Here is a 23,960-nt window from a genome sequence, read left to right on the forward strand (position 1 = left end):
TCGCCCTTGAAGCCACAGGGGTGTTAACTGCGCTCACACACCCGAATCACTTACTTGAGTAAGCTCATCGGGATATGTTCACTTATTGCCTACCTGCGACTCCAATGGCTTTGGGCATCCATCGTCTTGAAGCCGCAGGGGTGTTAACTGTGCTCACACACTAGAATTTGTTTTTTATGCCAGTAAATAGCGCTGTGTCATGGCAAACATCGCGATGGCCCGCTGCAAATGATGTGCGTCAAAACGATTAAGTAGGTAACTTTCAGTCCCTTTACGTGGGCGAATGCACAGCAGCAACTTTGGCTCGCCGGCCTCATCTTTTATGAGATCGAACAGATAGCTGCCAATCTCTTTTTCATTTTCTCGCCAGGAAATTTGTATCGCGGGTAAGGGGTTATCGACCGTAGGTTGCCTGACGGCAAAAAAGTAATCGCCTGCCCAGAAACCGGTATAATTGCCATCAGCTTGCAAATGTTTGGTGCGAAAAATAGGGGCCGCAGCGAGTTGGTTAATGGCATCCAAGGTTATTTCTCGATGTGCTTGCTGCCACAACGGCACATCATTTTCGATTTGCCAGCAGGCCGCGCCCAGATAATCATTCAGCTCGCGCCAATCGTCATCAAGTTGCTGACGTAATTCCTCTTCGAGGATATTACGATATTGCTGCATGCCACTGGGTTGATCGCCCAAAGTTTCGTAAGTTATCAGTTCCATAGTGCGCGGCTTGCGACGAAAACTCATCCATAACACCATTTTAGGGATGCGAAACTCAATTGACTGAATACTCAGCCGATAGCGATCCCCTTTGTTCAATACAAAGCCGTTGGCAGTACCGCGCTTGTTTTGATAATTACGTATCACCACCACGCTATTTAGTCCCATCCAACCGGTGACGTAATGCTCACTATCAGAATTGGCAACATCCAGATCGATGACCATTTGAACGATTTTATCGCTCTCGAGCTTGTCTAGCGGATGGGCATCCCCGGCGGAGTAATACAGTTTTTCGGGGGCTTCGGGTAATTCAAGGGTCAACATGACATGGCCTTTTTCGGGGTAACGATTAACTCATCATCTGGTTTATAGCTTACCTCAAGCTGTCATACAGATTGCGCTATAACGAGAATTAAGATGAAAATTCGTGCTATGGATCAACTTTTTCTACAGTTGGGGGTCATAGACAGGCAAACTCATGCACGTCTGCAAATTTGTTGTATAGAGGCTAGTTCAATATTCGGCGAGTATACCCGTCATACTTCAAGCTATTTAGAGTATATATTCATCAGATAATAAGGATTTTCGATAATGAAAGGCCATAAAACCCTCCATTGTCTTGTTACTGCGACGATACTCAGTGCCAGTTCCTGGGCTTTCGCGCAACCTGCGACAAATGTTGCTTTAGTGTCTGCAAGTTCAACACCTGCAAGTTCAGCGCCTGTTCAGCCCACACCAGCTAAACCCCTGCCTACCACAGCAGATTTACTGCAACAGCCAGTGTATAAAAATAGCTGGCAAAAAATGGTGAAAAGCCAAAAAAACTTACCTGCGTGGGCGCGTAAGGGAGTCGGGACATCTGCGCCGTATGAGGTGATAAATTGGGAAGGGCAGCAGTATAAAGTGGGGCGGATTTGTAAACCCCATGATTGTAGTAATAATTTTATGTGGGTTGCCTTTAGCCGGGATGAAAAACAAGTCTGGCAGGCATGGGGGATGCGTGTTTCGGTTGACGACAAGCCAGAGGCGCTACATGCCCCGAGTCAGTTCGCCACTTATCAATGGTTGGGACGCCCGAGCGAGAGTATTCAAGCTATGTTGAAAAAGCAGTTAGAGCAAGACCCTAACTGGCACTGAAGGTTGATTGTTTTCAAGTTGCAGGAAGGCGGCAAATGAGAGCAGCCAACACACCTGCAACTTGAAAGATGACGGGGATATCAGCCAACGCCGGCCTGATGTAGATCGTGCAAGTTGATAGCACCAACCAGTTTGCCATCCAGGTCAACTACCGGTGCCGCACTGATATGATGCTGATGCAGTGCTTCTAATGCTTCACCGGCACGCCATTGTTCTGGCAATCGGAAACCTGGGCGGGTAATCGCGCCTCCGAGCTGCTGCTGTAGCGTGCCTCCTTTGACCAACCAGCGGCGCAAATCACCATCAGTGAAAACACCCACGACTTTTTGGTTAGGACCACATACAGCCACCAGCCCTAATCCGGTACGGCTCAGTTCCAACATAGCTTCCATCACGCTGTCGGATTCATTTACCACTGGTAAGCGGTCACCGGTCCTCATTAGATGGTGAACTCGGTTGAGCAAGCGCGCGCCCAAACTGCCACCAGGGTGCGAGCGCGCAAAGTCTTCTGCATTGAAACCGCGATGGCGCATGAGAGCCATCGCCAGTGCATCACCCATCATCAGGGTATTTACCGCGCTGGAGGTGGGGGCCAGCCCCATCGGGCAAGCTTCATGCTCAACACTGATATCCAGTACACAGGCCGCACCCTGCGCCAGTGGCGACTCTAAACCGCCGGTGATCGCAATCACCGGAATGTGGCTGTCTGCCAGCAACGGCAGGATCAAATCCAGCTCTTTAGCGCGACCCGAATAAGAGATAAAAATCAATACATCTTGCGGCCCAATCATCCCCAAATCACCGTGTAATGCTTCGGCGGGGTGAACGAAAAAGGATGGGGTACCGGTACTGGCCAGTGAGGCAGCAATTTTTTTACCGATATGGCCGGATTTGCCAATGCCAGAAACCACCGCCTTACCGGTACAGGCCAATAATATTTCGCACGCGTGGACAAAATTATTATCCAAACGTGATAACAAACGCTGGGCTTCTGTTAGCTCAATTTCCAGTGTTTCACGGGCATAGGTAAGCAGTGGATTAGTCATCTTTATCAACCAGAATGATGTTAATGCCCATTTTCTGTAGTTCCTGCAAATACTCAGCGCTAATACCTTTATCGGTAATCAGGATATCAACGGCACTCAGAGCACAAACCACATTGGGGCTTTTACGGCCAAATTTGGAAGAGTCGACCAGCAGAATGATGCGACTGGCGGCATGACACATAGCAGTACTGACATGATAAACTTCGTTAAACGTGGTGACACCAGCATTAAGATCAACACCATCTGCACCGATAAACAGTTTATCGAAACTAAACTTATCAAAGGCCGATTCTGCCAGACTGCCATGAAAAGAGGCTGAACCTTTACGGTATGTGCCGCCCGGCATCAAGATAGTCTGATTGTTATCCAGCTCGACCAATTCATTGACGATATGCAAGCTGTTGGTCATCACCGTAATATTATTGAATTTGGCCAGATGCGGCACCATTTGCAGCACAGTACTGCCTGCATCAAAAACCAGACTATCACCGTCATTAATCAGTTTACTGGCCGCTTTGGCGATTTGCTTTTTCTTCTCGGTATTAATATGTGTTTTACGGTCGATGGGTTGCTCAACATCGTCGCGATTTAACACCACCCCACCGTAGGTGCGAATAACCGCGCCTTCATTTTCAAGACTGGTTAAATCTTTGCGGATTGTGGTGCCGGTGGTCGAAAAATGGGCGGCGAGTTGATCAACAGCCGTTTTACCGTGCTGCTGGAGATATTCCAGGATAGCGACTTGTCGCTGCTTTGGTTTCATAACGATTCCTGCTCAAGTATTTCCATTGCCTCTTTTTCAGGCATAACTTTCACATGAAAAAGAATAACTTTCATTGTGAAAATATCATGATTTCGGTTTAATCGCTAATGATAGTGCAGTTTGACATGCTGTATCCGTAGGGAAGATCACATCCGGGATTAAATCCTGCTGATGTAACCCATGAAGGTGCGCTAATGTACGTGGGCGGGCAAAAACACTGATTCCTCGCATGATCATGCTGTCACTGACACGCATGTTTTCATCAAAAGCCAGCGCCATCACTACTCTGGGTTTAAAACGCCCGCCAGAACGTCCAACACCGACCGATTTACCGTGCTGGCAAAGCCGATCAAAAGCACGGTTAAACCGATTGATTTGCCACCATCCAAGTAAGATTTGCAGTACCCAGGCGATGATGACAATGCTAATTAGTGCGGATGTAGGAGACATGATTTACCTTTTTGTCTTGGCACTGCAGCAGTGTTAGCTGCCTTTGGCAAGTTGGCACCCAAATCACTGGTGCGAGTCAGTGATTTGGGCTTGATACCAACAACTTTAAAACATCACTTGCCCGCCGGTGATATTAATTGATTGGCCAGTACAATAGGCGGCTTTATCACTGGCGTAGAACAACAGGGTATTGAGTACATCTTGATAATCGCAACCACGTTTTAGTGGCACTTTATCGGTATAATATTTTTCAACTTCTTCCGGTTTGATGCCCAATTTTGCGGCGTACTGTGGTAAAAGTGACTGGAACATCGGCGATTTCAACAGATTTCCTAACATCAGCGAATGGACGGTGATGCCGTAATCAGCTAAATCCAGTGCCAGCGATTGTGTCAAACCCACACCACCAAATTTAGCTGCACTGTAACCGGAGTTGTGCTTGCTGCCCACTTTACCTGATTTGGAATTGATTTGGATGATACGACCGGCAATTCCATCACGAATCATTAGTCGGGAGAACTCACGAGCACATAAGAAGTAACCGACCAGGTTCACTTGCAGTGAGCGGTCAAAATCATCCAGAGGGAAATCAGTGATAGGTGCTGCCTTGGCAATGCCCGCGCTGTAAACCAGTAAATTGGTTTGATGGAAACGCTGATCGACTGCTTTTGCCAGCATTTGTACGCTGCTTTCATTGGTGGCATCAACCTGGAAACCTTGTGCGCTGTCTGCACCATATTCGGCATTAATCTGATCAGCAACTAACTGTGCGTTGCCGGAATTCAAGTCAGCAACAGCCACTTTATAACCTGCTTCGGCCAGACCATGGCACAAAAATGCACCCAGAGTTTGCCCACCACCAATCACTACTGCTACTTGTGTCATACACACCTCCAAAAATAAATTAACGAATAAATTTCAATGCACTGCCGACCGGAACATCGGTCGGTGTCGGGCCAATGACATGAATGGAGCCAGGAAATTCAGGCTGCTCATCACCGTTAAAACGGATGGTGATATGGCCTAGCTCACGCAGATTTTGCGTCGCCACTTCACCCACGGCGGTGATGACATAGCGCGTCTCGGCCAATTCCATAATGTTGCCTGCCTGTAATTCCCCATCGGTATCGCTGTGCTGGTGGATAAAACAGAACTCTTCAATATCTTTCGGTGCCCCTTCGCGGAAGGTGATGAGCATGTCATCCAACAGCGCCTCCCGGGCGCTGTCTCCGATATTGATAATGGTTGTCTGGTAAATAGTATTCATACGTACATCCTTAACCGTTGAATGTATTACAGAAAATCTAGTGCTTCTGTCTTATTGATAATGTCTTACTGATAAATAAAGGCGGATGCTGCCCAGGCGATCAATACGGTCGGCGCACCTGTCAGGAAGCGGCCAACCAACACTGATGGCACCCCGACACGCACGGTATCTTGCTTCGCTTCAGCCAGTGATAGGCCTACCGGGATGAAGTCACATGCCGCTTGAGCATTAATCGCAAATAAAGCTGGCAGGGCTAATTGTGGTGGGATATTCCCCAAACCAATTTGAACCCCAACCAATACACCGATAACTTGTGCAATAACGGCCCCTGGGCCTAAGAACGGTGACAACAGCGGGAAGGAGCAGATCAGCGCCAAGAGCACTAATCCAATCGGGCTGCTGGCCAGTGGTGTCAAACCGTGGGCAATAAAGTCACCCAAACCAGATGCCATGATGATGCCGATTAATGCCGAGACGAAGGCCATAAACGGCAGGATGGTTTTCAGTACCGTATCAATGGTGTCGCGGCCTGACTGGAAGAACACCGCAACCACAGAGCCCATGCCCATGCCTACTTTTGCCAACAAACCGTCACTTTGCTCAGTGATTTTCTTCGTTGTGTCGTAATCACGGCCACCTTTGGCGGTGTTTGCTGCTGCTTGCGGTGCAACTTCTACTGCGGGTTCTGTTTGTGCAGTTGCGCCATCAGTTTTGCTGATTTTATGGATATTTTTTTCACGCACACCGGAAACATAGATATCTTCCAGTATGTATTTCGCCATCGGCCCTGATTGGCCGGTGGAATGGATGTTGACGGTTGGTATACGCCGTTTCGGATACAGGCCGCAACGCAGGGTGCCCCCACAGTCAATAATGGCGACAGCGATCTCTTCAGCAGGCGGTTCGCCTTCTTTGAATCCGTCAACCGCTTCCCAACCCGTCAGTTCGCTAATGCGGTCAATAATGGCTGGACGGGTACCCGCGGTGATATAAACAATTTTTTTACCGGGGACGATTGGCAACTCTAATGGGCCACCCCAACCGCCTTCGCCTTTTTCAATCCGGATAAATTCACTCATGATCTGCTCCACACAGTATGTATTTGAATTACATATTAAAGTTGTACGTTACGATCCAGGCGGATGCCCATTTTGCGTTCGAAAATGGATGTCGTCAGGTCAGTAATCCAGCCGCGGAAGAAGTTGGTAACCATCCCGACCAGGAAGTAGCTAACCGCCAGCGGGCCTAATGGCAGACCCAGAGTGGTTAAGCCACTGGCTATACCGAGGTAAACGAACAACTCGCCCGGGTTAATGTGTGGGAACAAACCATTCATTGAGTGACAGCTATAAGATGCGGCTGCGTAATAACTTGGCTTGTATTTTTCTGGCATAAAACGCCCAAGACTTAATGTCATTGGGTTACAGAATACAAAGGTACCAATCACTGGCAGTAACAGATAACGCGACACGGGGTTACCCGCGCAACGTTGTGCCAATCGCTCAATTCTGTCCTGACCGACAAACTTGATCAGTGCATTCATGATGACTAACAAACTAATTAACAAAGGTAAAATCCCGGTGACCATGCCAACAAAAACTTCTCCCCCTTTTTGGAAGAGTCCGATAAACCACTCGGCTCCATGGGTTATAAGTTCAATCATTCTTTTTCTCCTGTAATCGAGGTTATGGCTGTTTTTATAATCTTTTGTTATCAAAAGAGATTTAGTGTTCCGCCTGCTAAAGCGGTTGCAAAACACTGAGGTATCAGAATGAACTTCAGCATCTTGTTTGTCGCCATGTGCACTACCATAATCATTTTTTAGATCTATTTATTGCATATAGATCACACTTTGAAAGATAAACCTTTCAAAGTGTATATTAAAAATAAAAGAAAATTGAATTGAAATGAAAGGTTTTACTGTGGAAAATGCAGCTACTTTAACGGTTTTTTGGATGATACAGGGGAGGTGATGAAGCTGTAATGGCAATAAAATCTAGGATATTCATGGGCTAATCATTGATAGCCCATGTTCAGGTCTTTAGCCTAACAACTCGCAATTGGGAGGTAAGCGGCACTGGATAGCATTAGGAATAACCTCAATACGAAAGTTTTTTCCTGACAACGGTTCGCCATCCAGATTAAAAGTGATGTCATGGGGAGCGGTGATTTCTAGCCAGGGCAAAGTGGTCTCAATCACGTTTTTGTTTTTCTCACCACTAAAGACACTGGTCAGCAGGGCGGGAAGCAATTCTTCAGCAATCAACAAACGTAATTGCAGCAGGCCATCATTAATCAGTGCATCGGGGCAGAGAGGTTGCCCGCCACCGGCTTGCCTACCATTACCAATCCCTATGACTAAGGCATCACCCGACCATTCAAAGCCAGGGCCACGAATTTCACAACTATCAGCTTTAATCGTATCCATGCGCATTAAGCCATGAATAAAGTAAGACGCGCCCCCCAACACGGCTTTGAGTTTCTCGGGGGTCTCGGTGGTAATGCGAGTACCAAAGCCACCTGTCGCCATATTGATGAAATAGTGTTTGTCATTCACTTGTGCTAAATCGATGGGAACCGCTCGTCCTTTAATTGCTAACTGTAATGCGTTGTCTATTTGCAGAGGAATACTGCAACTGGTGGCAAAATCATTGGCTGTGCCCAGTGGTAGAATACCCAAACTGGGGCGATTAGACTCAGGTAATGCCATTAGCGCACTGGCTACCTCATTGATAGTGCCATCCCCCCCGCCAGCAATGATCGTCTCAACTGCCAGTACCGCTGCTTCATCGACATAGCGTTTCGCATCACCCTGTTCCCAGGTCACGCGAACATGGAGAATCACACCCTCATCACGCAAGTTTCTGACTGCATTGCGAACATCTTGATTACCCGCTTCTTTACCATTCAGGATGAGAAGGGTATGTGGCATTGAGGTCATAACTTGCTCCAGATCATTTCTTCAATAAGAGTAACAGTAACCCATACTTGTTTATTTTATCTATCAAATTATTCAATAAATAACGCAGAATATCAGTAATAGTTTGCCATAATAAAAATAGGTTTTATTTTTACTGAAATATTTATTTGGCGAAGATAAATTTTATTTCGAATGGGCTATTTGTGATAAGGGGCTATTCTTATTATTATCTAATGCCATAACAAGAATCATTAATAATAAAAAATGGTGAAAATAACCTATAATCAATAGGTTGTTGAATAAAAAAGAAAAGGCCAGCCCAAGGGAGATTGGGCTAGCCAAGGAGGTGGTTCCTAGTCTTGCTTTAAAACTTTTTTAGTTCTTGATTGTACTCGAGCTATCCTACCCCAGTGTTATTATAATTGATGTGATCCATTTCTAATATTTGCTAAAAATGCCATCCTGACGATGGCACTATTTTTTTATTGCTTATCGTTACGCTTTTTCATGGGGATTACGGCTATTTGTCCCGTTCAGATTCCGAATCAACAAGCCATATTCCACATTAATGTCCTCTGGGATCGGCAAATACATGATATGTCCGTTACCCGGAGCGACATCTGCCGGTTGGCCCTTTTTATCTTGCATACTTTCAAGGATAAACTGGATATTACCGTTGGGGGTCATCAGCTCAACACTGTCACCGACTGAGAATTTGTTTTTGACGATCACTTCCGCCAGTCCATCACGACGTATACCGGTAAATTCACCGACAAATTGCTGACGTTCTGAAACCGAATAACCATATTCGTAAGTTTGCTGTTCTTCATGGGCATGACGGCGCAGGAAGCCCTCGGTGTAACCACGATGAGCCAGCCCTTCCAGCGTGGTGAGCAAAGTTGGATCGAAAGGCTTACCGGCCACTGCGTCATCAATTGCACGACGATACACCTGTGCGGTACGAGCACAATAATAGAATGACTTAGTCCGGCCCTCAATTTTCAGCGAATGCACCCCCATTTTGGTGAGGCGCTCGACATGCTGAATTGCGCGCAGGTCTTTCGAGTTCATGATGTAAGTGCCGTGCTCATCTTCCGACGCCGTCATATATTCACCAGGGCGCTGGGCTTCTTCTATCATAAAGACTTTATCGGTAGGGGCACCGATACCCAATGTCGGCTCGACATTCTTAACAGCAATTGGCTGATGAATATGCACAATATTGCCAACGTCATCTTCTTTGCCTTCCTGGACGTTATATTCCCAGCGACAGGCATTGGTGCAGGTTCCTTGATTCGGGTCGCGCTTGTTGATGTAGCCGGAGAGCAGACAACGGCCGGAGTAAGCCATGCACAGTGCGCCGTGGACAAAAATTTCCAGTTCCATATCCGGTACTTGCGCGCGGATTTCAGCGATTTCTTCCAGCGATAATTCACGGGAAAGGATCACGCGTGTCAGCCCCATCTGCTGCCAGAATTTAACGGTCGCCCAATTCACGGCGTTAGCTTGTACCGACAGGTGGATGTCCATCTGTGGGAAAGCTTCACGTACCATCATGATCAAACCAGGGTCAGACATAATTAGGGCATCAGGCCCCATATCAATTACCGGTTTTAAATCACGTAGGAAGGTTTTCAGCTTGGAGTTATGCGGGGCAATATTCACCACCACATAGAAGCGTTTGCCCAAAGCATGGGCTTCCTGAATACCTAATGCCAGATTTTCGTGATTGAATTCATTATTACGCACCCGCAGGCTATAGCGCGGCTGTCCGGCATAAACGGCATCTGCACCATAAGCAAAGGCATAACGCATGTTTTTAAGGGTACCGGCCGGGGATAACAATTCTGGTGTAAAAGGCGTATTGGTATTGGTTGAAGATGCTGATGAAGATGACGATACTTTTGTTAAAGACATATAACGGCTCTCAGTCTGAGTTCAAGTCAGAACCACGCCCGAGGGGGTGGTTAAAAGCCGAGGATTGTAACCTTGGCAACCATGAAAATCAGCCATCGCACAATTTTTGTAAGGTTTAAATGATCTGGATCAATTTGGACGTTTTTTGATGCTTCTTGATATAACCAGTAAATCTATATTCTGAGCAAAATAATGCTCATATTTTGACTAACTTACTTTTTTTGAGTAATATTTTGCACATATCAAGTCTATTTCCTTGTAAATGAGCAAAATATTGCTCGTGAGGTGTCTGTGGCTAAATTGATGATACAAATCTTTAATCACGGTTCTTGGCATGATGCCGCGGAACTGACTTTTGCTTCCCCAAAAAGCGGGAGACAAGGATCAGCGATATTAGGTTATGACGGCAATTATGCTATTGAGTGGATGTATCGTGATGATGAATTCAGTTGTAGCTTAAATCTGCCCGTTGAATTGGCTTATACCTATTCATCTAAGCATTGGTTTAGCTTTCTTGATGACATCATGCCCGCAGGTGCAAGTCGTCGCTATTGGGTTAATCAATTGGGGCTGCAATCGATGCCGGCAAGTGAGCAAGATTATATTTTGCTTAAAACAGGGACTATTGCACCGGTTGGTAATATGCGTATAAAAGAGGCGTTACCCGAATTGCACCCTGATAGCCAATTAAAGAATATCCGTTTTACATTGCAGGATGTCATTGAGCGCGATTCGTCATTTCTGGAATATGCTCAACAAATGGGGGCCGCAGCAGGAGGAGCAACAGGAGCTGGGGGGGAGGCACCAAAGTTACTATTATGTTGTTCAGATAACGATGAAATCTGGATAGACACCTTTCAAGATGGTATCAATAAGCAAGATACTCACTATCTGGTTAAATTTCCGCGAGGGAAACGTAGTGCTATAGATTGCGATATTCTACGTTCTGAGTACCATTTTTATCAGGAGTTAGCCAGTCTTGGCATTGAGACCATCAATACGCAGAAAATGAGATTGGTTGAAGGGGATATTTATCCTTCTTTATGGCTACCTCGCTTTGATGTTGATTGTGTTGATAATCAGCGTGTTCAGTACGGGCTTGAATCGCTTTATTCCGTCATGGATGCCCCACCGGGAAGTCACTTAAATCATTTTGATATTATTCGGACTTTAGCGCAGAAACTAACATCTCAATATCGTGTTAGTGATTTAGGCCAATCTGTAAATGTGGAAAATCTTGTTATTGAGATGATTCAGCGAGATTTACTCAATATTGCTTTTGGTAACTCTGACAATCATGGTCGTAATACCGCTTTAATTAAGCGGCATGAAGGTATTTGGCTTGCACCGATTTATGATTTTGCACCAATGAAAGCTGATCCTGAGGGAATAGTGAGAGTGACTCAATGGGGTTCTCCGTATGAAGAGGGAGGGAATTTTAATTGGCAGGCTATTATTGCTGAATTATCAGATCTTGCTGATCCCAATCGTGTTTTCATAGCATTTCAGCAAACAGCTCAAAAATTGATAGGTCTAAAGTCTCGGCTTAAAGCTCGAGGTGTGCCTGAACGTATTCTGAATATGCCGGGAATGGCTTTTGATTATCTGGATGAAAAATTACAGCGGTGGGCTCAGCTATGAAAGTTAAACTTTTGCCTGTGCAGCGTGAAGCTTTATTACTGGAACTATTGGGGCAGTTTTTCAGTGATCAGGTTTCAACGGGTCAGCTGTTGCGTCGGCTGCGAAAAGATATGCTGAATATGTCTCAAGATGAGTTCTCATCGTTGGTTAAGATTAGTAGAAGAACTTTGTCTGACATTGAGACAGATAAAGGGAGCCAAACGTTAGCTGTCCTTGGGCGAGTTTTCCGGCCTTTTGGGTTGAAAATAGGGGTGTTGCCACGTAATCAACAGATATTAAAAAAAATGCTGGAAAAAGAATTTGTAGCAACACATGAGCAGGAAAGTCTGAAATGAAAGGCGCGGTTAATAGCCCCGCGCGAGTACATTTTTAGTAGGATACTTAGGTAAGATAGCGCTATCGAATCAATAAAATTACAGCGTTAGATCTTTAATAATGGTAGTCGGGCCATTTTTCATCACTGAGGTAATACCATTTTTAGCGGCAGCTTCGGAACTGTAGGACTCACTAACACCAATAATCTGATGGTTTTTCGCTTTCAACACAAAATAAGGCTCATTTTTGGTGTTATGTTTCAGCTCATATTGGCTTTCCAGTGGGGAGTTACTTTGCACCGATGATATGCCGTTTTCCGCCGAGGCTTTGCTGGCATACATCTCACTGGTGAGAATGATTTCGCCATTACTGGCTTTCAGATTGAAATGATACTGCCCATTCTTTGCCTTCTTAATCTCATAGTGACCCGTGGCCATAATGTTTCTCCTGTTGGTGGTGGTACCTCTAATGAGTGTAGTCAATCACTGAGTCACCACCAACCTAAGATGATGAGATTAAAGTAAACGACAGATCTCTGCTTCCCAGCGATACCCCATGCCATAAACCGCGCGAATAAATGGCTTCTCTCCATCAAGTGCTTCCAATTTACGGCGCAGGTTTTTGATATGGCTGTCGATAGTGCGGTCAGTCACCACACGGTAATCGTCATACAGGTTATTCAGTAGTTGTTCGCGACTAAAAACGTGGCCGGGTTGGGTCGCCAGGATTTTCAGCAAACGAAATTCTGCCGGGGTCAGTTCCAACAGATGGCCCTGATAGCTTGCCTGGAAGCGGGACTCATCGATAAGCAGCGGCGCACTCTCACTGGGCTGTTCCCGCTGTTGCTGACAGCGGCGCAAGATAGTTTTGACCCGAGCCACCACTTCCCGTGGGCTGTATGGTTTGCAGATATAATCGTCAGCACCAATTTCTAATCCCAATAATCGGTCAATTTCTTCTGTCTTCGCGGTGACCATCATGATTGGAACATCGGAAAAACGGCGAATTTCACGGCAAATACTAATACCATCACTGCCGGGTAACATCAGATCCAGCAAGATAATGGCCGGAGGAGACTGGCGAACTGCGGCGACCACTTCGGCTCCATTAGTAATCCACTGAGTGCTGTAACCCGCAGCTTGCAGGTAATCGACCAATAGCTGGCCGAGCTTGGGTTCATCTTCAACAATCAATACGGTGCCAGACTGGCTGGCAGACTGAAGCGGTTCGTGTATCACATGAATTACCCTATTGAATGGAATAGGGGAAATACTACCGTAATCCGCAGACCACCCATAGGTGAATGTTCGGCGCTGATTTTCCCCCCGTGCGCCTCGACAATATTGTGACAAATCGCCAATCCCAATCCTGAGCCACCACTGGCGCGATTACGTGAGCTTTCGGTGCGATAAAAACGCTCAAAGATACGTTGTAGCTGCTCGTCGCTCAGGCCGGGTTTACTGTCCTGCCAGCGCAGCGTTAAGGTTTCTTCTTCTTGTTGTGCGCTAATGTCTAACTGGCCGCCTTCGTTGGTGTAGCGCAGGCTATTTTCCAACAGATTGTGAAACAGTTGGTTTAGCCGGTCGGGATCACCAAACATGACTGCTTGTTCCGGAAAGTGGGTAGTGATGGTGATATTTTTGCTTTCAAAGCGGCCACGGAAGCTGGCAATGGCAATTTGCAGCAGACGGGCTGCATCGAGCTGTGTTTTACGGTAAGCCAACGCGCCCCGGTCGGAGAGTGAGAGCTGGTGTAAGTCGTTAACCAATTTGGTCAGTATCCCGACTTCGGCTTGCAGTGAAATTAACGATTCTGGTGTGGGCGCGCGGACACCATCTTGCAGTGCCTCCAGTTCACCGCGCAGTACCGCCAACGGAGTGCGTAACTCATGCGAGACATCTGCCATAAAGTCGCGCCGCATCTGCTCATTTTTCTCCAGTGAGCTGGCAAGCTGATTAAAATCTTGCGCCAAACGGCCCAACTCATCACGGCTGCTGACGGCCACGCGAGCACTAAAATCACCCGCCGCCAGCCGATGAGTTCCTTCCACCAGACGTTTGACAGGGGCTAGCATGCCGCGCGATAAAATCCAGGTGGCGGCGGCAGCCAGTAAGGCCGACAGCCCGACAATAATCCAACTGGTGCGGCGCTGTTGCCTGTCAAAGTTAATATCAGCATTACGGGTTAGTTTTTCCGGCGGGGTAGACATCACCCAGCCCACCACCTGCTTATTTACCGTTATCGGCTGGCGGCTGGCTTCTTTAGGTACCCGGTCGGTACGGCCTGCCAGCAGATTATTATGACTATCGACCACCCAAAACTGAGCACGCCAGCCATGTGGCGGCAGGTTGCGGCTGTTATCACCACTTTGCTCAAAAGACTTCATTATCTGATAGATAATTTGGTCATTGTTGCGCAGAAAATCCCAATTACCGTAGCGTTGATACTGCACTTCAAGCGCATCTCCCAGCATGGCAATCCTTTGTTCATTACTTTGTTTAATATAATCGATGAAACCGCGCTCAAAGCTGGCTCTAACCCCCCAATGCATAGTAATGAGCACCAGCATACAAGTGGCAAATATCGCCATAAACAGTTTTCCGGTAATGCCGATTCTCATGATATTTCCACCTGTTTTATCGGTTGGCCGCTTTCGCGGATGCGCGAGGCAGATTACGGTTAGTGCCGGTATCTGGCGGCACACGGTTAAATATCAGGGCGGGTAGCGCGATAATAATGGCCATACAGATATAGCTGTATAAGAATGCACTGTGAGTCGCCGGTGTGTTTGTGACAACTTCATTGTGAGCAAATATGCCGAGCAATATCCCCGCGGTACTGACTCCCAGACTCATGGATAACTGCATCACCATCGACAATAAACTATTGCCACTGCTGGCCAAGCGATCAGGGAGATCTTTCAGCGCTAATGTATTCATTGTGGAGAAGCGCAGGGCATTGAGCATTCCCTGGAAAAATAACACGATCGGCAATAATAATGTCCATCCCATCAAAGCTACCAATGGGAAGCTGAGACTGACGACCGCCAGCAACAATGTGGCACTGACCAACACCCGCCGGTAGCCGAAACGGTTGACCACGCGTACGATAATTCGCTTCATGCCCATACTGCCGATAATCATCGGAATCATCATCAAACCGGCATGGAAGGGGGTAAATCCCAGCCCGATTTGCAGGAAAACCGGCGTCATAAATGGCAACATGCCACTGCCGATACGGGCGCTCATGCTGCCTATCAGGCCAAGAGAGTAAGATTTATTGTTGAACAACCGCAGTGTGAACAGTGCTGAACTGTTACCTTTGGCATGCCACCAGTAACCGGCCAGCGCTAATATTCCACACAATACCAGACCGGCAATTGCCAGCGGTGGCAGGCCTAATCCTTTGTGTCCGTCCAGCGCCAGTGTCAGGGTTGCCATGCCGATTGCCAACATAATAAAACCACTGATATCAAAGCGTCGGGTGCGGGTGGTGTAATTGGGCATCAACCATAAAGTGGCTAATGCACCGACAACTCCGACGGGTAAATTGATTAGAAATATCCAGTGCCAACTGGCGTATTCGACCAAAAAACCGCCCAGCGCAGGCCCGACCAATGGACCAATCTGACCAGGCAATGTGACGAATGCCATCGCCGACATATATTGCTCGCGCGGGACAATTTTCATCACCGTCAGGCGGCCAACCGGCACCATCATGGCACCGCCAATCCCCTGAATGACGCGGGAAGAAATCAGCTCATTCAGGGTTTCAGCTTGCGCGCACAGTAATGAGCCGAGGGTAAATAAAATAATGGCGGAGAAAAATACCCATTTAACGCCCACTCTATCCGCCAGCCAGCCGCTGGCGGGTAACATCACTGCCACCGTCAGCACATAGGAGACAATCACCGACTGCATGCGCAGTGGATTCTCGCCCAAACTGGCCGCCATTGAGGGCAGGGCAGTGTTGACGATGGTGGTGTCCAGCGTTTGCATGAAGAAGCCGAAGGCCACTATCCACAGTTGCCAACGTATACCCGTCATCTTTCAACCTGCTGCTGTGTTGGCTGCGCTCGCTTACCCGAATCACTTACTGGTGTCAGCTCATCGGGATTCCCTCGCTGGCCGCCTTCCTGCAACTTGAAATCTATAGGGTATTCAGCACGGTGCTGCTTCCTAAACCGCAAGTGTGTTGGCTGTACTTTAAAGTCTATAGCATTTGCCATTATTCCAGTCTCATTAACGGCTTTTTGCTAAAGCGGCTGCGCAGCCGGTCAAAATAGAGGTAAACCACCGGCGTGGTATACAGGGTCAACAACTGACTCGTCACCAGCCCGCCGACAATGGTAATCCCCAGCGGTTGGCGCAGTTCCGCACCATCGCCGCTACTTAACACCAGTGGTAGCGCACCGAATAAGGCAGCCAAGGTGGTCATCAGAATTGGCCTAAAGCGCAATAGGCTGGCCTGGAAAATGGCATCGCGGGCGCTAAGGTTGCCATTGCGTTGGGCATCAAGGGCAAAATCGACCATCATAATGGCGTTCTTTTTCACGATACCAATCAATAGCATGATGCCAATCAGGGCGATAAGGCTAAAGGGCGCATCGAACAACTCCAGCGCCAGTAATGCCCCGACTCCGGCGGAAGGCAGTGTTGAAAGAATGGTCAGCGGGTGGACATAACTTTCATACAAAATCCCCAGCACGATATACACCGTGGCGATCGCCGCCATAATCAGCCAGAGCTGGGATTTCAAGGTATCCTGGAACACTTGCGCGGTGCCGGCAAACATACCGCGCACAGTACTCGGTACGCCCAGTTCTGTCATTGCTCGTTCAACGGCTGCCGTCGCTTCAGACAAGCTGCCGCCATCGGGCAAGTTAAATGAGATAGTCGAGGCGGCCGATAAGCCCTGGTGATTAACCGACAGCGGCGCATTGGCGGGCTGCCATTTAGCGAAATAGGACAGCGGGATAGACTGGCCGGCGCTGTTAATCACAAACATCTTATCCAGCGAACTCACATCCTGCGTGTATTGAGGCGCGACTTCCATCACCACTTTGTATTGGTTTAACGGCTGATAAATGGTAGAAATCTGCCGCTGACCAAAGGCGTTATTGAGCAACGCATTGGCATCAGACACATCGATACCCAGTCGCGCCATAGTTTCGCGGTCATACGTCAGGGCCATTTCTGAGCCTTTATCCTGCTGATCGGAGTTAACATCCGCTAGCTCCGGTAACTTGCTCAAAGCAGCCCGCACTTTCGGCTCCCATTCACGCAGAGCCGCTAAATCGTCGGCTAATAACGTAAATTGATAACTGGCGTTAGATTGACGGCCGCCAACACGGATATCTTGGACTGGAGACAGGAACAGGCTGGCTCCCGGCTCTTTTGCCAATTTTCCACGCAACCGGGTAATCACTTGTTGCGCCGTTTCGCTGCGTTCACTCAGTGGTTTCAATGAGATAAACATCGAGCCACTGTTGGTGCGCGAACCGCCGGTAAAGCCGGTGACATTATCGACCGCTGGGTCAGCACTGACAATTTTCATGAAATCTTTCAGTTTTTGCTGCATCGCCTGGAACGAAATACTTTGATCGGCTTGAATAAAGCCCATCATGCGGCCGGTATCCTGCTCGGGGAAAAAGGTTTTTGGAATGCTGATATAGAGCCAAACATTCAGAGCAATAGTGGACAGCAGCACAACCATCACCCAGCGTGTATGGCCCAGCACCCAATTGAGCGAGCGGCCATAACCTTGCTGAATAGCTAGCAGCACTTTACCGAATCCACGAATACGTTGTTGTTTCCCTGCCGGTTGTGCACGTAATAAATGGGCGCACATCATCGGCGTTAGGGTTAACGAAATAACCAGTGAGATACCAATTGCCACCGACAATGTGACGGCAAACTCACGGAATAATCGCCCCGGTAATCCTTCCATCAACAGCAGCGGAATAAACACCGCCACCAGAGAAATACTCATCGACAGCACGGTAAAACCGACTTCGCGCACCCCGCGCAGGGCAGCAGCCATCGGTTTCACGCCAGCTTCTAAATGGCGAGAAATGTTTTCCAGCACCACGATAGCATCATCAACCACAAAACCGGTGGCGATGGTCAGTGCCATCAGCGACAGGTTATTGAGGCTAAAACCGCACAAATACATGGCAGTAAAGGTGCCGATCAGCGAAACCGGCACGGCGACCGCGGGGATCAAGGTAGCGCGGCCCGATCGCAGGAACAGGAACACCACCAAAATCACCAATGCTACGGCGATCACCAGTGATCGCTCCACTTCCTCCAGTGAGTCGCGGATAGTCGGCGAGCGATCCTGAGCAATATTCAACTCAATTGAGGCGGGGATCGAGGCGCGTAGGGCAGGGAGTTCGGCGCGAATTCGGTCGACGGTGGCAATAATATTTGCGCCCGGCTCACGGCTGATCACCAACAGCACGGCAGGTTTGCCATCGGACATCCCGGCATTGCGCACATCCTGCACAGAATCGACGATATTGGCGACATCTTGTAGCCGCACCGGTGAGCCATTGTTGTAGTGAATGATAAGTGGGCGATAACCCTCGGCAGTTTTGATCTCATCATTGGCCTGCACCTGCCAATGTTGCTCACTGCTGTCGATTGAACCTTGCGGGCGGCGCACGTTAGCAGCACTGATCGCCTGACGCACCGCGTCCAGCGACACGCCCTGATTGAACAGCGCACTTGGATTCAGCTCTACCCGCACCGCTGGCAGGGAACTGCCACCGACGGAGACATCACTGACACCCTCGGTCTGGGCAATTTTCTGCGCCAGTTGGGTTGAGGCAAAGTCATATAATTGTCCCTGACTGAAAGTATCCGAAGTTAGGGTCATTATCATGATCGGCGCATCCGACGGGTTCATCTTGCGATAGGTCGGGCGGTTGGGCATCCCTGATGGGAGCAAACTCTGAGCGGCGTTGAGTGCGGCCTGCACATCACGAGCTGCGCCATTAATATCGCGGCTGAGATCAAATTGCAGAATAATCCGCGTGCTACCCAATGAACTGGTTGAGGTCATTTCATTGACCCCAGCAATTCTTCCCAGTGCGCGCTCCAGTGGTGTGGCAATGGATGACGCCATAGTTTCCGGATCCGCGCCGGGCATGGAGGCGCTGACCATAATCACTGGGTAATCGACCTGCGGCAGTGGTGAGACCGGCAATAAGCTAAAGCCGATCACCCCACTTAGCGTTATCGCCAGTGTCAACAGAGTCGTGGCCACCGGGCGCTGAATAAACAGAGCAAAGAATTTCACGGCTGTTCCCGTCCATTCGGCAATGCTGGTGTATCAATATCCTGATGATTATGGGAATTGCCATGGGAGTTGCGTGCCAGTTTATCGAACAACAGATAGATAACCGGTGTGGTAAACAGAGTCAGCACCTGACTGACAATCAGCCCACCGACCATACAGACCCCGAGCGGCTGGCGCAGTTCGGCACCGGCTCCGGTACTGAGCATCAGTGGCAATGCGCCAAACAGCGCGGCCAGGGTGGTCATCAGAATTGGGCGGAAACGCAATAAGCAGGCCTGATAAATTGCGTCATAGGGGGTCATACCCTGATCGCGCTCGGCGGCCAGCGCAAAGTCGATCATCATGATGGCATTTTTCTTCACGATCCCAATAAGCAGAATGATCCCGATAATGGCGATCACATCCAGCTCATGGCCGGTCAACATCAGAGCCAATAACGCGCCGACACCGGCGGTCGGTAGGGTCGATAAGATAGTGACCGGGTGAATAAAGCTTTCGTACAACACGCCGAGCACAATATACATCGCCACAATGGCGGCAATAATCAGCCATAGCGTGCTGCCGAGTGCGGCCTGAAACGCCAGCGTCGAGCCTTGGAAACGCGTTGTAATGTCAGCCGGCAGTTGAATGGCCTGCTCCGCTTGTGTCACGGCTTCCACCGCCTCACCCAGAGAATAGCCCGGTGCCAAATTGAATGAGATGGTGGCTGACGGGAACTGATTCAAATGGTTGATAGAAAGCGGCCCGAAGCGCTCTTCGATGGTCGCAATACTGCTCAATGGGACGCCTTTGCCGTCACTGCCGGTCAGGCGGATATCATTGAAGGCCGCCAGCCCCGGAGTGGCTTTGACGTCATGCTCCAACACCACCCGATATTGATTGGCTTGGGTATAAATGGTGGAAATTAGCCGCTGACCAAATGCGTTATACAACGCGCTATCGATGGCTGCCATAGTGATCCCCAGACGGCTGGCGCTGTCTCGGTCGACATTCACAAATGCCACTAACCCCTGATCCTGCCAGTCGCTGGTCACATCTTGGAATGGCGCTTGTTGCTGCAATTCACTGACCAGTTTCGGCACCCAGGTACTGAGTTCCTCAAGCGAGGTGGCTTGCAGGGTGAACTGATATTGGGTGCGGCTTAGTTGAGTATCGATAGTCAAATCTTGCACTGGCTGCAAATAGAGCTTAATACCCGGAACGCCGGATACACTCTGTTGCAGGCGGGTGATGATTTCTGGGATGCGATCCTTTCTGCTCTCCAATGGCTTAAGGTTAATCTGTAACCGGCCATTGTTCAGTGTGGCGTTGGTGCCATCCACCCCGACGAACGAGGTCAGGCTTTCGACGTCCGGATCTTTCAGGATGATAGCGGCCACTTGCTGCTGGCGCTCCGCCATATTACTGAATGAAACCGATTGTGGCGCTTCCAGCGTACCTTGAATCAATCCGTTGTCCTGTAATGGGAAAAATCCTTTGGGCATGATGAGGTAAAGCAATACTGTCAGCACTAAAGTGCTCAGCGCGACACCCAAAGTAATCCATTGGTGCTTAAGGACTTTTTTCAGTGCCACCGCATAATGGGCAATCACCCAGTCAAAAAACTTCTCACTGGCGCGTGACAAGCGGTTTTGCTTGCGCAGTGACTCATAACTGAGCATGCGTGCGCACATCATTGGCGTCAGTGTCAGGGACACCACGGCTGAAATCAGGATTGCCACCGCCAATGTCACCGCAAACTCACGGAACAGGCGGCCGACGATATCACCCATAAACAGCAGTGGAATCAATACGGCAATTAATGAGAACGTCAGTGAAATAATGGTAAAGCCAATCTCACCGGCCCCTTTCAGCGCGGCATCTAGCGGTTTTTCGCCTTTTTCGATATAGCGCGAGATATTCTCAATCACCACAATGGCGTCATCGACCACAAAGCCGGTGGCAATAGTCAGCGCCATTAATGTCAGGTTATTGATTGAGAAACCGAGGAAATACATCGCGGCGAACGTCCCGATTAATGACAACGGCACAGCAATACTGGGGATAATCGTGGCCGCCGCATTACGCAGGAACAGGTAAATCACCATCACCACCAACACAATGGCCAGCAGTAACTCGAACTGCACATCATTGACCGAGGCGCGGATAGTGGTGGTGCGGTCGGTCAGTATTTTGACATCAACCGATTTCGGCAGACTTTTGATCAGCTCCGGCAGCATTTCGCGAATACTGTCGGCGGTAGCGATCACATTGACCCCCGGCTGGCGCTGGATATTCAGCACAATGGCCTGCTGGCTATTGGCCCAGGCCGCCAGTTTGTTATTTTCTGCGCCCTGCTCGATGGTGGCGACATCTTGCAAGCGGACTGGCGCGCCGTTTTGGTAAGCCACAATCAGGTCGCGGTAATCCTCAGCCGACTTCATCTGGTCGTTGGCGGATAAGGTTACCGAACGGGTTGGCCCATCCAGGCTACCTTTGGCGGAGTTAACGTTGGCATTGCTGATGGCGGTACGAATGGTTTCACTGTCCAGCCCCAAAGCAGCTACCGCCGGGGCATTCAATTTAACCCGCACGGCAGGGCGCTGCCCACCTGAAATGGTGACCAGACCGACGCCGGTGACTTGCGAGATCTTTTGCGCAATGCGGGTTTCCACCATGTCTTCCACTTGTGTCATCGGGATGGCGGTGGAGGTGACGGCTAGCGTCAGAATCGGTGGATCCGCCGGATTTACCTTACTGTAAATCGGTGGATAGGGCAGATCACTTGGCAGCAAGTTAGTGGCGGAGTTAATCGCCGCCTGCACTTCCTGCTCGGCCACATCCAGCGGCAAAGTGAGCTGGAATTGCAAGGTGATAACCGACGCGCCACCGGAACTTTGTGACGCCATCTGTTTCAAGCCAGACATCTGACCAAACTGGCGCTCGAGTGGTGCGGTAATGGAGGAGGTCACCACATCCGGACTCGCGCCGGGATAGAGTGTGACCACCTGAATGGTTGGGTAATCCACTTCCGGCAGGGCGGAAACCGGCAAGGCGCGATAACCGATAATCCCCGCCAGCAAAATGGCGACCATAAATAAGGTGGTGGCGACAGGGCGCAGGATAAATAGCCGTGATGGCCCGCCGCCCGGAGTTGGAGGCATCACTTGCATCAGGATTTCTCCGCCACAGTGGTGGTACTGCCCGCCGATGCGTCCGTCGCTGGTTTTCCGCCCCGACGGTGTGTGGCTTTCTCAGCCGTAGCGGGTTTTTCTGCTGCATCGGTTGGCGTGGTATCCGCTGCGCGCGGCGTGACCACTTCAACTTGTAAACCTTCCGTCAGGCGATCAATACCGTCAGTGACTACGCGCTGACCGGCATCCAGCCCGGCGCTGATAACCACTTGTTTACTATCCTGAATTCCGGTAGTAACTAAGTGCTTACTGACTTTGTTCTCGTCATTTAACGTCCAGACGAAGCTGCCTTCGTTGCCCATCTGTACCGCAGCGGTTGGAACTACCACGGCGTTTTGCAGTAAATCTACTTTGATACGCGCGTTGACAAATTGATTCGGGAACAGCACGTCATCTTCATTGGCAAAGCGGGCTTTTAGCTTAATGGTGCCGGTGGTGGTATCAATCTGGTTATCAATACTGAGCAGATAGCCCTGAGCCAACAGCTGTTTATTGGTGCGATCCCAGGCTTCAACCGGGACAGTCGTATTATTTTTTGCCGCATTTTTCTGCGCTTGCATAATGGCTGGGATATCACTTTCTGGCAGGGTAAAGACCACATCAACCGGATGTGTTTGAGTGATAACCACAATCGGAGTGGCGGTGCCGCTGGTAATGTAGTTGCCGACATCCACTTGTTTTAGCCCGACTTTGCCGGAAATAGGCGCGGTAATGCGGCTATAAGTCAGTTGCAGTTTGGCGCTATCGATAGCCCCTTGGTCAGCTTTTACACTGCCTTCGCTTTGGCGAACCAGCGAGGCTTGGGTATCCAGATCCTGTTGTGAAATCAGGCCGGTTTTCGCCAGTTTTTGGTAACGGGCTAAATCACGACGCGCGTTATCCAGTGTGGCTTGATCTTTCGCCAGCTGCCCCTGAGCTTGGGTCAGTTGGACTTCGTATGGGCGCGGGTCAATTTCGACCAGTAAGTCGCCAGCGTTGACCTGTTGGCCTTCGGTAAAGTGGATAGCCATTAGCTGACCGTCAACCCGACTGGTGACCGTCACGGTGTTGGCGGCAATCACCGTACCTAAACCGGTGAGATAACGTGGCACCGCTTGTTCGGTAGCCGTGGCGGCTTGTACTGGAGACATCGGCATATTACGCCGCCCCCCAGCGCGGGCGGAACTGTTGCCACTCGCGACTTGTTGTGCGCCGGGTGCACTGCTCTGCGGGGCTGCACTGAAATGACGCCAGACAAACACAGCAACAATAATCGCCACCACTGCCCCCAATAACATCAGTAACCGGGAAGTGCGTTTGGATTGAGCTTTCATAA

The 23,960-nt window shown here is 49.3% G+C and carries 21 protein-coding genes; 3 read left to right on the forward strand and 18 right to left on the reverse strand.

All coding sequences use genetic code 11. The features are described from left to right. Positions 1–174: 174 nt before the first annotated feature. On the reverse strand, positions 175–1,038 hold the full coding sequence (locus tag QSV56_RS11665; protein ID WP_019081805.1) for a hypothetical protein: 864 nt from the start codon (positions 1,036–1,038) through the stop codon (positions 175–177). Positions 1,039–1,305: 267 nt separating this feature from the next. Here QSV56_RS11665 and QSV56_RS11670 point away from each other — a divergent pair, with 267 nt between their 5' ends. Beyond that, positions 1,306–1,851, forward strand: a complete 546-nt coding sequence (locus QSV56_RS11670) for an inhibitor of vertebrate lysozyme family protein (RefSeq protein WP_301212449.1) — start codon at positions 1,306–1,308, stop codon at positions 1,849–1,851. 80 nt (positions 1,852–1,931) lie between these two features. Here QSV56_RS11670 and gutQ read toward each other — a convergent pair whose 3' ends face one another. The 9 genes from gutQ to yegQ form a co-directional block, all read right to left on the reverse strand. Further along, positions 1,932–2,897 carry an arabinose-5-phosphate isomerase GutQ gene (gene gutQ, locus QSV56_RS11675; protein ID WP_050157517.1) on the reverse strand — a complete coding sequence of 322 codons (966 nt, stop codon included), beginning with the start codon at positions 2,895–2,897 and terminating at the stop codon, positions 1,932–1,934. Continuing rightward, entirely contained in the window at positions 2,890–3,660 is a 771-nt protein-coding gene (locus QSV56_RS11680; protein ID WP_005162210.1) for a DNA-binding transcriptional repressor, read from the reverse strand. Before QSV56_RS11680 ends, gutQ begins: the two co-directional genes overlap by 8 nt. An 84-nt stretch (positions 3,661–3,744) precedes the next feature. Further along, a complete protein-coding gene (gutM, locus tag QSV56_RS11685; protein WP_005172508.1) occupies positions 3,745–4,110 on the reverse strand; it encodes a transcriptional regulator GutM in 366 nt (121 codons plus the stop codon). Positions 4,111–4,215: 105 nt separating this feature from the next. Continuing rightward, on the reverse strand, positions 4,216–4,995 hold the full coding sequence (srlD, locus tag QSV56_RS11690; protein WP_005162204.1) for a sorbitol-6-phosphate dehydrogenase: 780 nt from the start codon (positions 4,993–4,995) through the stop codon (positions 4,216–4,218). 19 nt (positions 4,996–5,014) lie between these two features. Further along, positions 5,015–5,377: a PTS glucitol/sorbitol transporter subunit IIA gene (srlB, locus tag QSV56_RS11695; protein ID WP_019081801.1), complete on the reverse strand. Its 363-nt coding sequence runs from the start codon at positions 5,375–5,377 to the stop codon at positions 5,015–5,017. 65 nt (positions 5,378–5,442) lie between these two features. After that, a complete protein-coding gene (locus QSV56_RS11700) occupies positions 5,443–6,456 on the reverse strand; it encodes a PTS glucitol/sorbitol transporter subunit IIB (RefSeq protein ID WP_019081800.1) in 1,014 nt (337 codons plus the stop codon). Between the two features lie 35 nt (positions 6,457–6,491). Continuing rightward, a complete protein-coding gene (locus tag QSV56_RS11705; RefSeq protein ID WP_004391259.1) occupies positions 6,492–7,040 on the reverse strand; it encodes a PTS glucitol/sorbitol transporter subunit IIC in 549 nt (182 codons plus the stop codon). Between the two features lie 378 nt (positions 7,041–7,418). Beyond that, positions 7,419–8,309: a lipid kinase YegS gene (gene yegS / locus QSV56_RS11710; RefSeq protein WP_072082993.1), complete on the reverse strand. Its 891-nt coding sequence runs from the start codon at positions 8,307–8,309 to the stop codon at positions 7,419–7,421. A 483-nt stretch (positions 8,310–8,792) separates the two neighbouring features. After that, positions 8,793–10,214, reverse strand: coding sequence for a tRNA 5-hydroxyuridine modification protein YegQ (gene yegQ, locus QSV56_RS11715; RefSeq protein WP_019081798.1), 1,422 nt, complete (start codon positions 10,212–10,214; stop codon positions 8,793–8,795). Positions 10,215–10,505: 291 nt separating this feature from the next. Between yegQ and QSV56_RS11720 the strand changes: the two genes are divergently transcribed. Both QSV56_RS11720 and QSV56_RS11725 read left to right on the forward strand, forming a co-directional pair. Continuing rightward, on the forward strand, positions 10,506–11,855 hold the full coding sequence (locus tag QSV56_RS11720) for a type II toxin-antitoxin system HipA family toxin (RefSeq protein ID WP_019081797.1): 1,350 nt from the start codon (positions 10,506–10,508) through the stop codon (positions 11,853–11,855). Further along, positions 11,852–12,190 carry a helix-turn-helix transcriptional regulator gene (locus tag QSV56_RS11725; protein WP_019081796.1) on the forward strand — a complete coding sequence of 113 codons (339 nt, stop codon included), beginning with the start codon at positions 11,852–11,854 and terminating at the stop codon, positions 12,188–12,190. Before QSV56_RS11720 ends, QSV56_RS11725 begins: the two co-directional genes overlap by 4 nt. Positions 12,191–12,268: 78 nt before the next feature. Here the strand turns inward: QSV56_RS11725 and QSV56_RS11730 are convergent, their stop codons facing one another. The 8 genes from QSV56_RS11730 to QSV56_RS11765 form a co-directional block, all read right to left on the reverse strand. After that, positions 12,269–12,607, reverse strand: a complete 339-nt coding sequence (locus QSV56_RS11730; protein ID WP_046050445.1) for a YegP family protein — start codon at positions 12,605–12,607, stop codon at positions 12,269–12,271. Positions 12,608–12,685: 78 nt separating this feature from the next. Next, positions 12,686–13,405, reverse strand: a complete 720-nt coding sequence (gene baeR / locus QSV56_RS11735; RefSeq protein WP_019083694.1) for a two-component system response regulator BaeR — start codon at positions 13,403–13,405, stop codon at positions 12,686–12,688. A gap of 8 nt (positions 13,406–13,413) precedes the next feature. Next, on the reverse strand, positions 13,414–14,790 hold the full coding sequence (baeS, locus tag QSV56_RS11740; RefSeq protein WP_019081794.1) for a two-component system sensor histidine kinase BaeS: 1,377 nt from the start codon (positions 14,788–14,790) through the stop codon (positions 13,414–13,416). Positions 14,791–14,806: 16 nt separating this feature from the next. Beyond that, positions 14,807–16,216, reverse strand: coding sequence for an MFS transporter (locus tag QSV56_RS11745; protein WP_046050446.1), 1,410 nt, complete (start codon positions 16,214–16,216; stop codon positions 14,807–14,809). Then, positions 16,213–16,398 carry a hypothetical protein gene (locus QSV56_RS11750; protein ID WP_019083692.1) on the reverse strand — a complete coding sequence of 62 codons (186 nt, stop codon included), beginning with the start codon at positions 16,396–16,398 and terminating at the stop codon, positions 16,213–16,215. Before QSV56_RS11750 ends, QSV56_RS11745 begins: the two co-directional genes overlap by 4 nt. Beyond that, positions 16,398–19,472 carry a multidrug efflux RND transporter permease subunit MdtC gene (gene mdtC / locus QSV56_RS11755; protein ID WP_301212458.1) on the reverse strand — a complete coding sequence of 1,025 codons (3,075 nt, stop codon included), beginning with the start codon at positions 19,470–19,472 and terminating at the stop codon, positions 16,398–16,400. The genes QSV56_RS11750 and mdtC overlap by 1 nt, the downstream gene beginning before the upstream one ends. Beyond that, positions 19,469–22,624: an MdtB/MuxB family multidrug efflux RND transporter permease subunit gene (locus QSV56_RS11760; RefSeq protein ID WP_050321925.1), complete on the reverse strand. Its 3,156-nt coding sequence runs from the start codon at positions 22,622–22,624 to the stop codon at positions 19,469–19,471. Before QSV56_RS11760 ends, mdtC begins: the two co-directional genes overlap by 4 nt. After that, on the reverse strand, positions 22,624–23,958 hold the full coding sequence (locus tag QSV56_RS11765; protein WP_046050450.1) for an MdtA/MuxA family multidrug efflux RND transporter periplasmic adaptor subunit: 1,335 nt from the start codon (positions 23,956–23,958) through the stop codon (positions 22,624–22,626). The genes QSV56_RS11760 and QSV56_RS11765 overlap by 1 nt, the downstream gene beginning before the upstream one ends. Positions 23,959–23,960: the final 2 nt, after the last annotated feature.

Source organism: Yersinia sp. 22-579 (genome assembly GCF_030433455.1).
GTDB classification, from domain to species: domain Bacteria; phylum Pseudomonadota; class Gammaproteobacteria; order Enterobacterales; family Enterobacteriaceae; genus Yersinia; species Yersinia enterocolitica.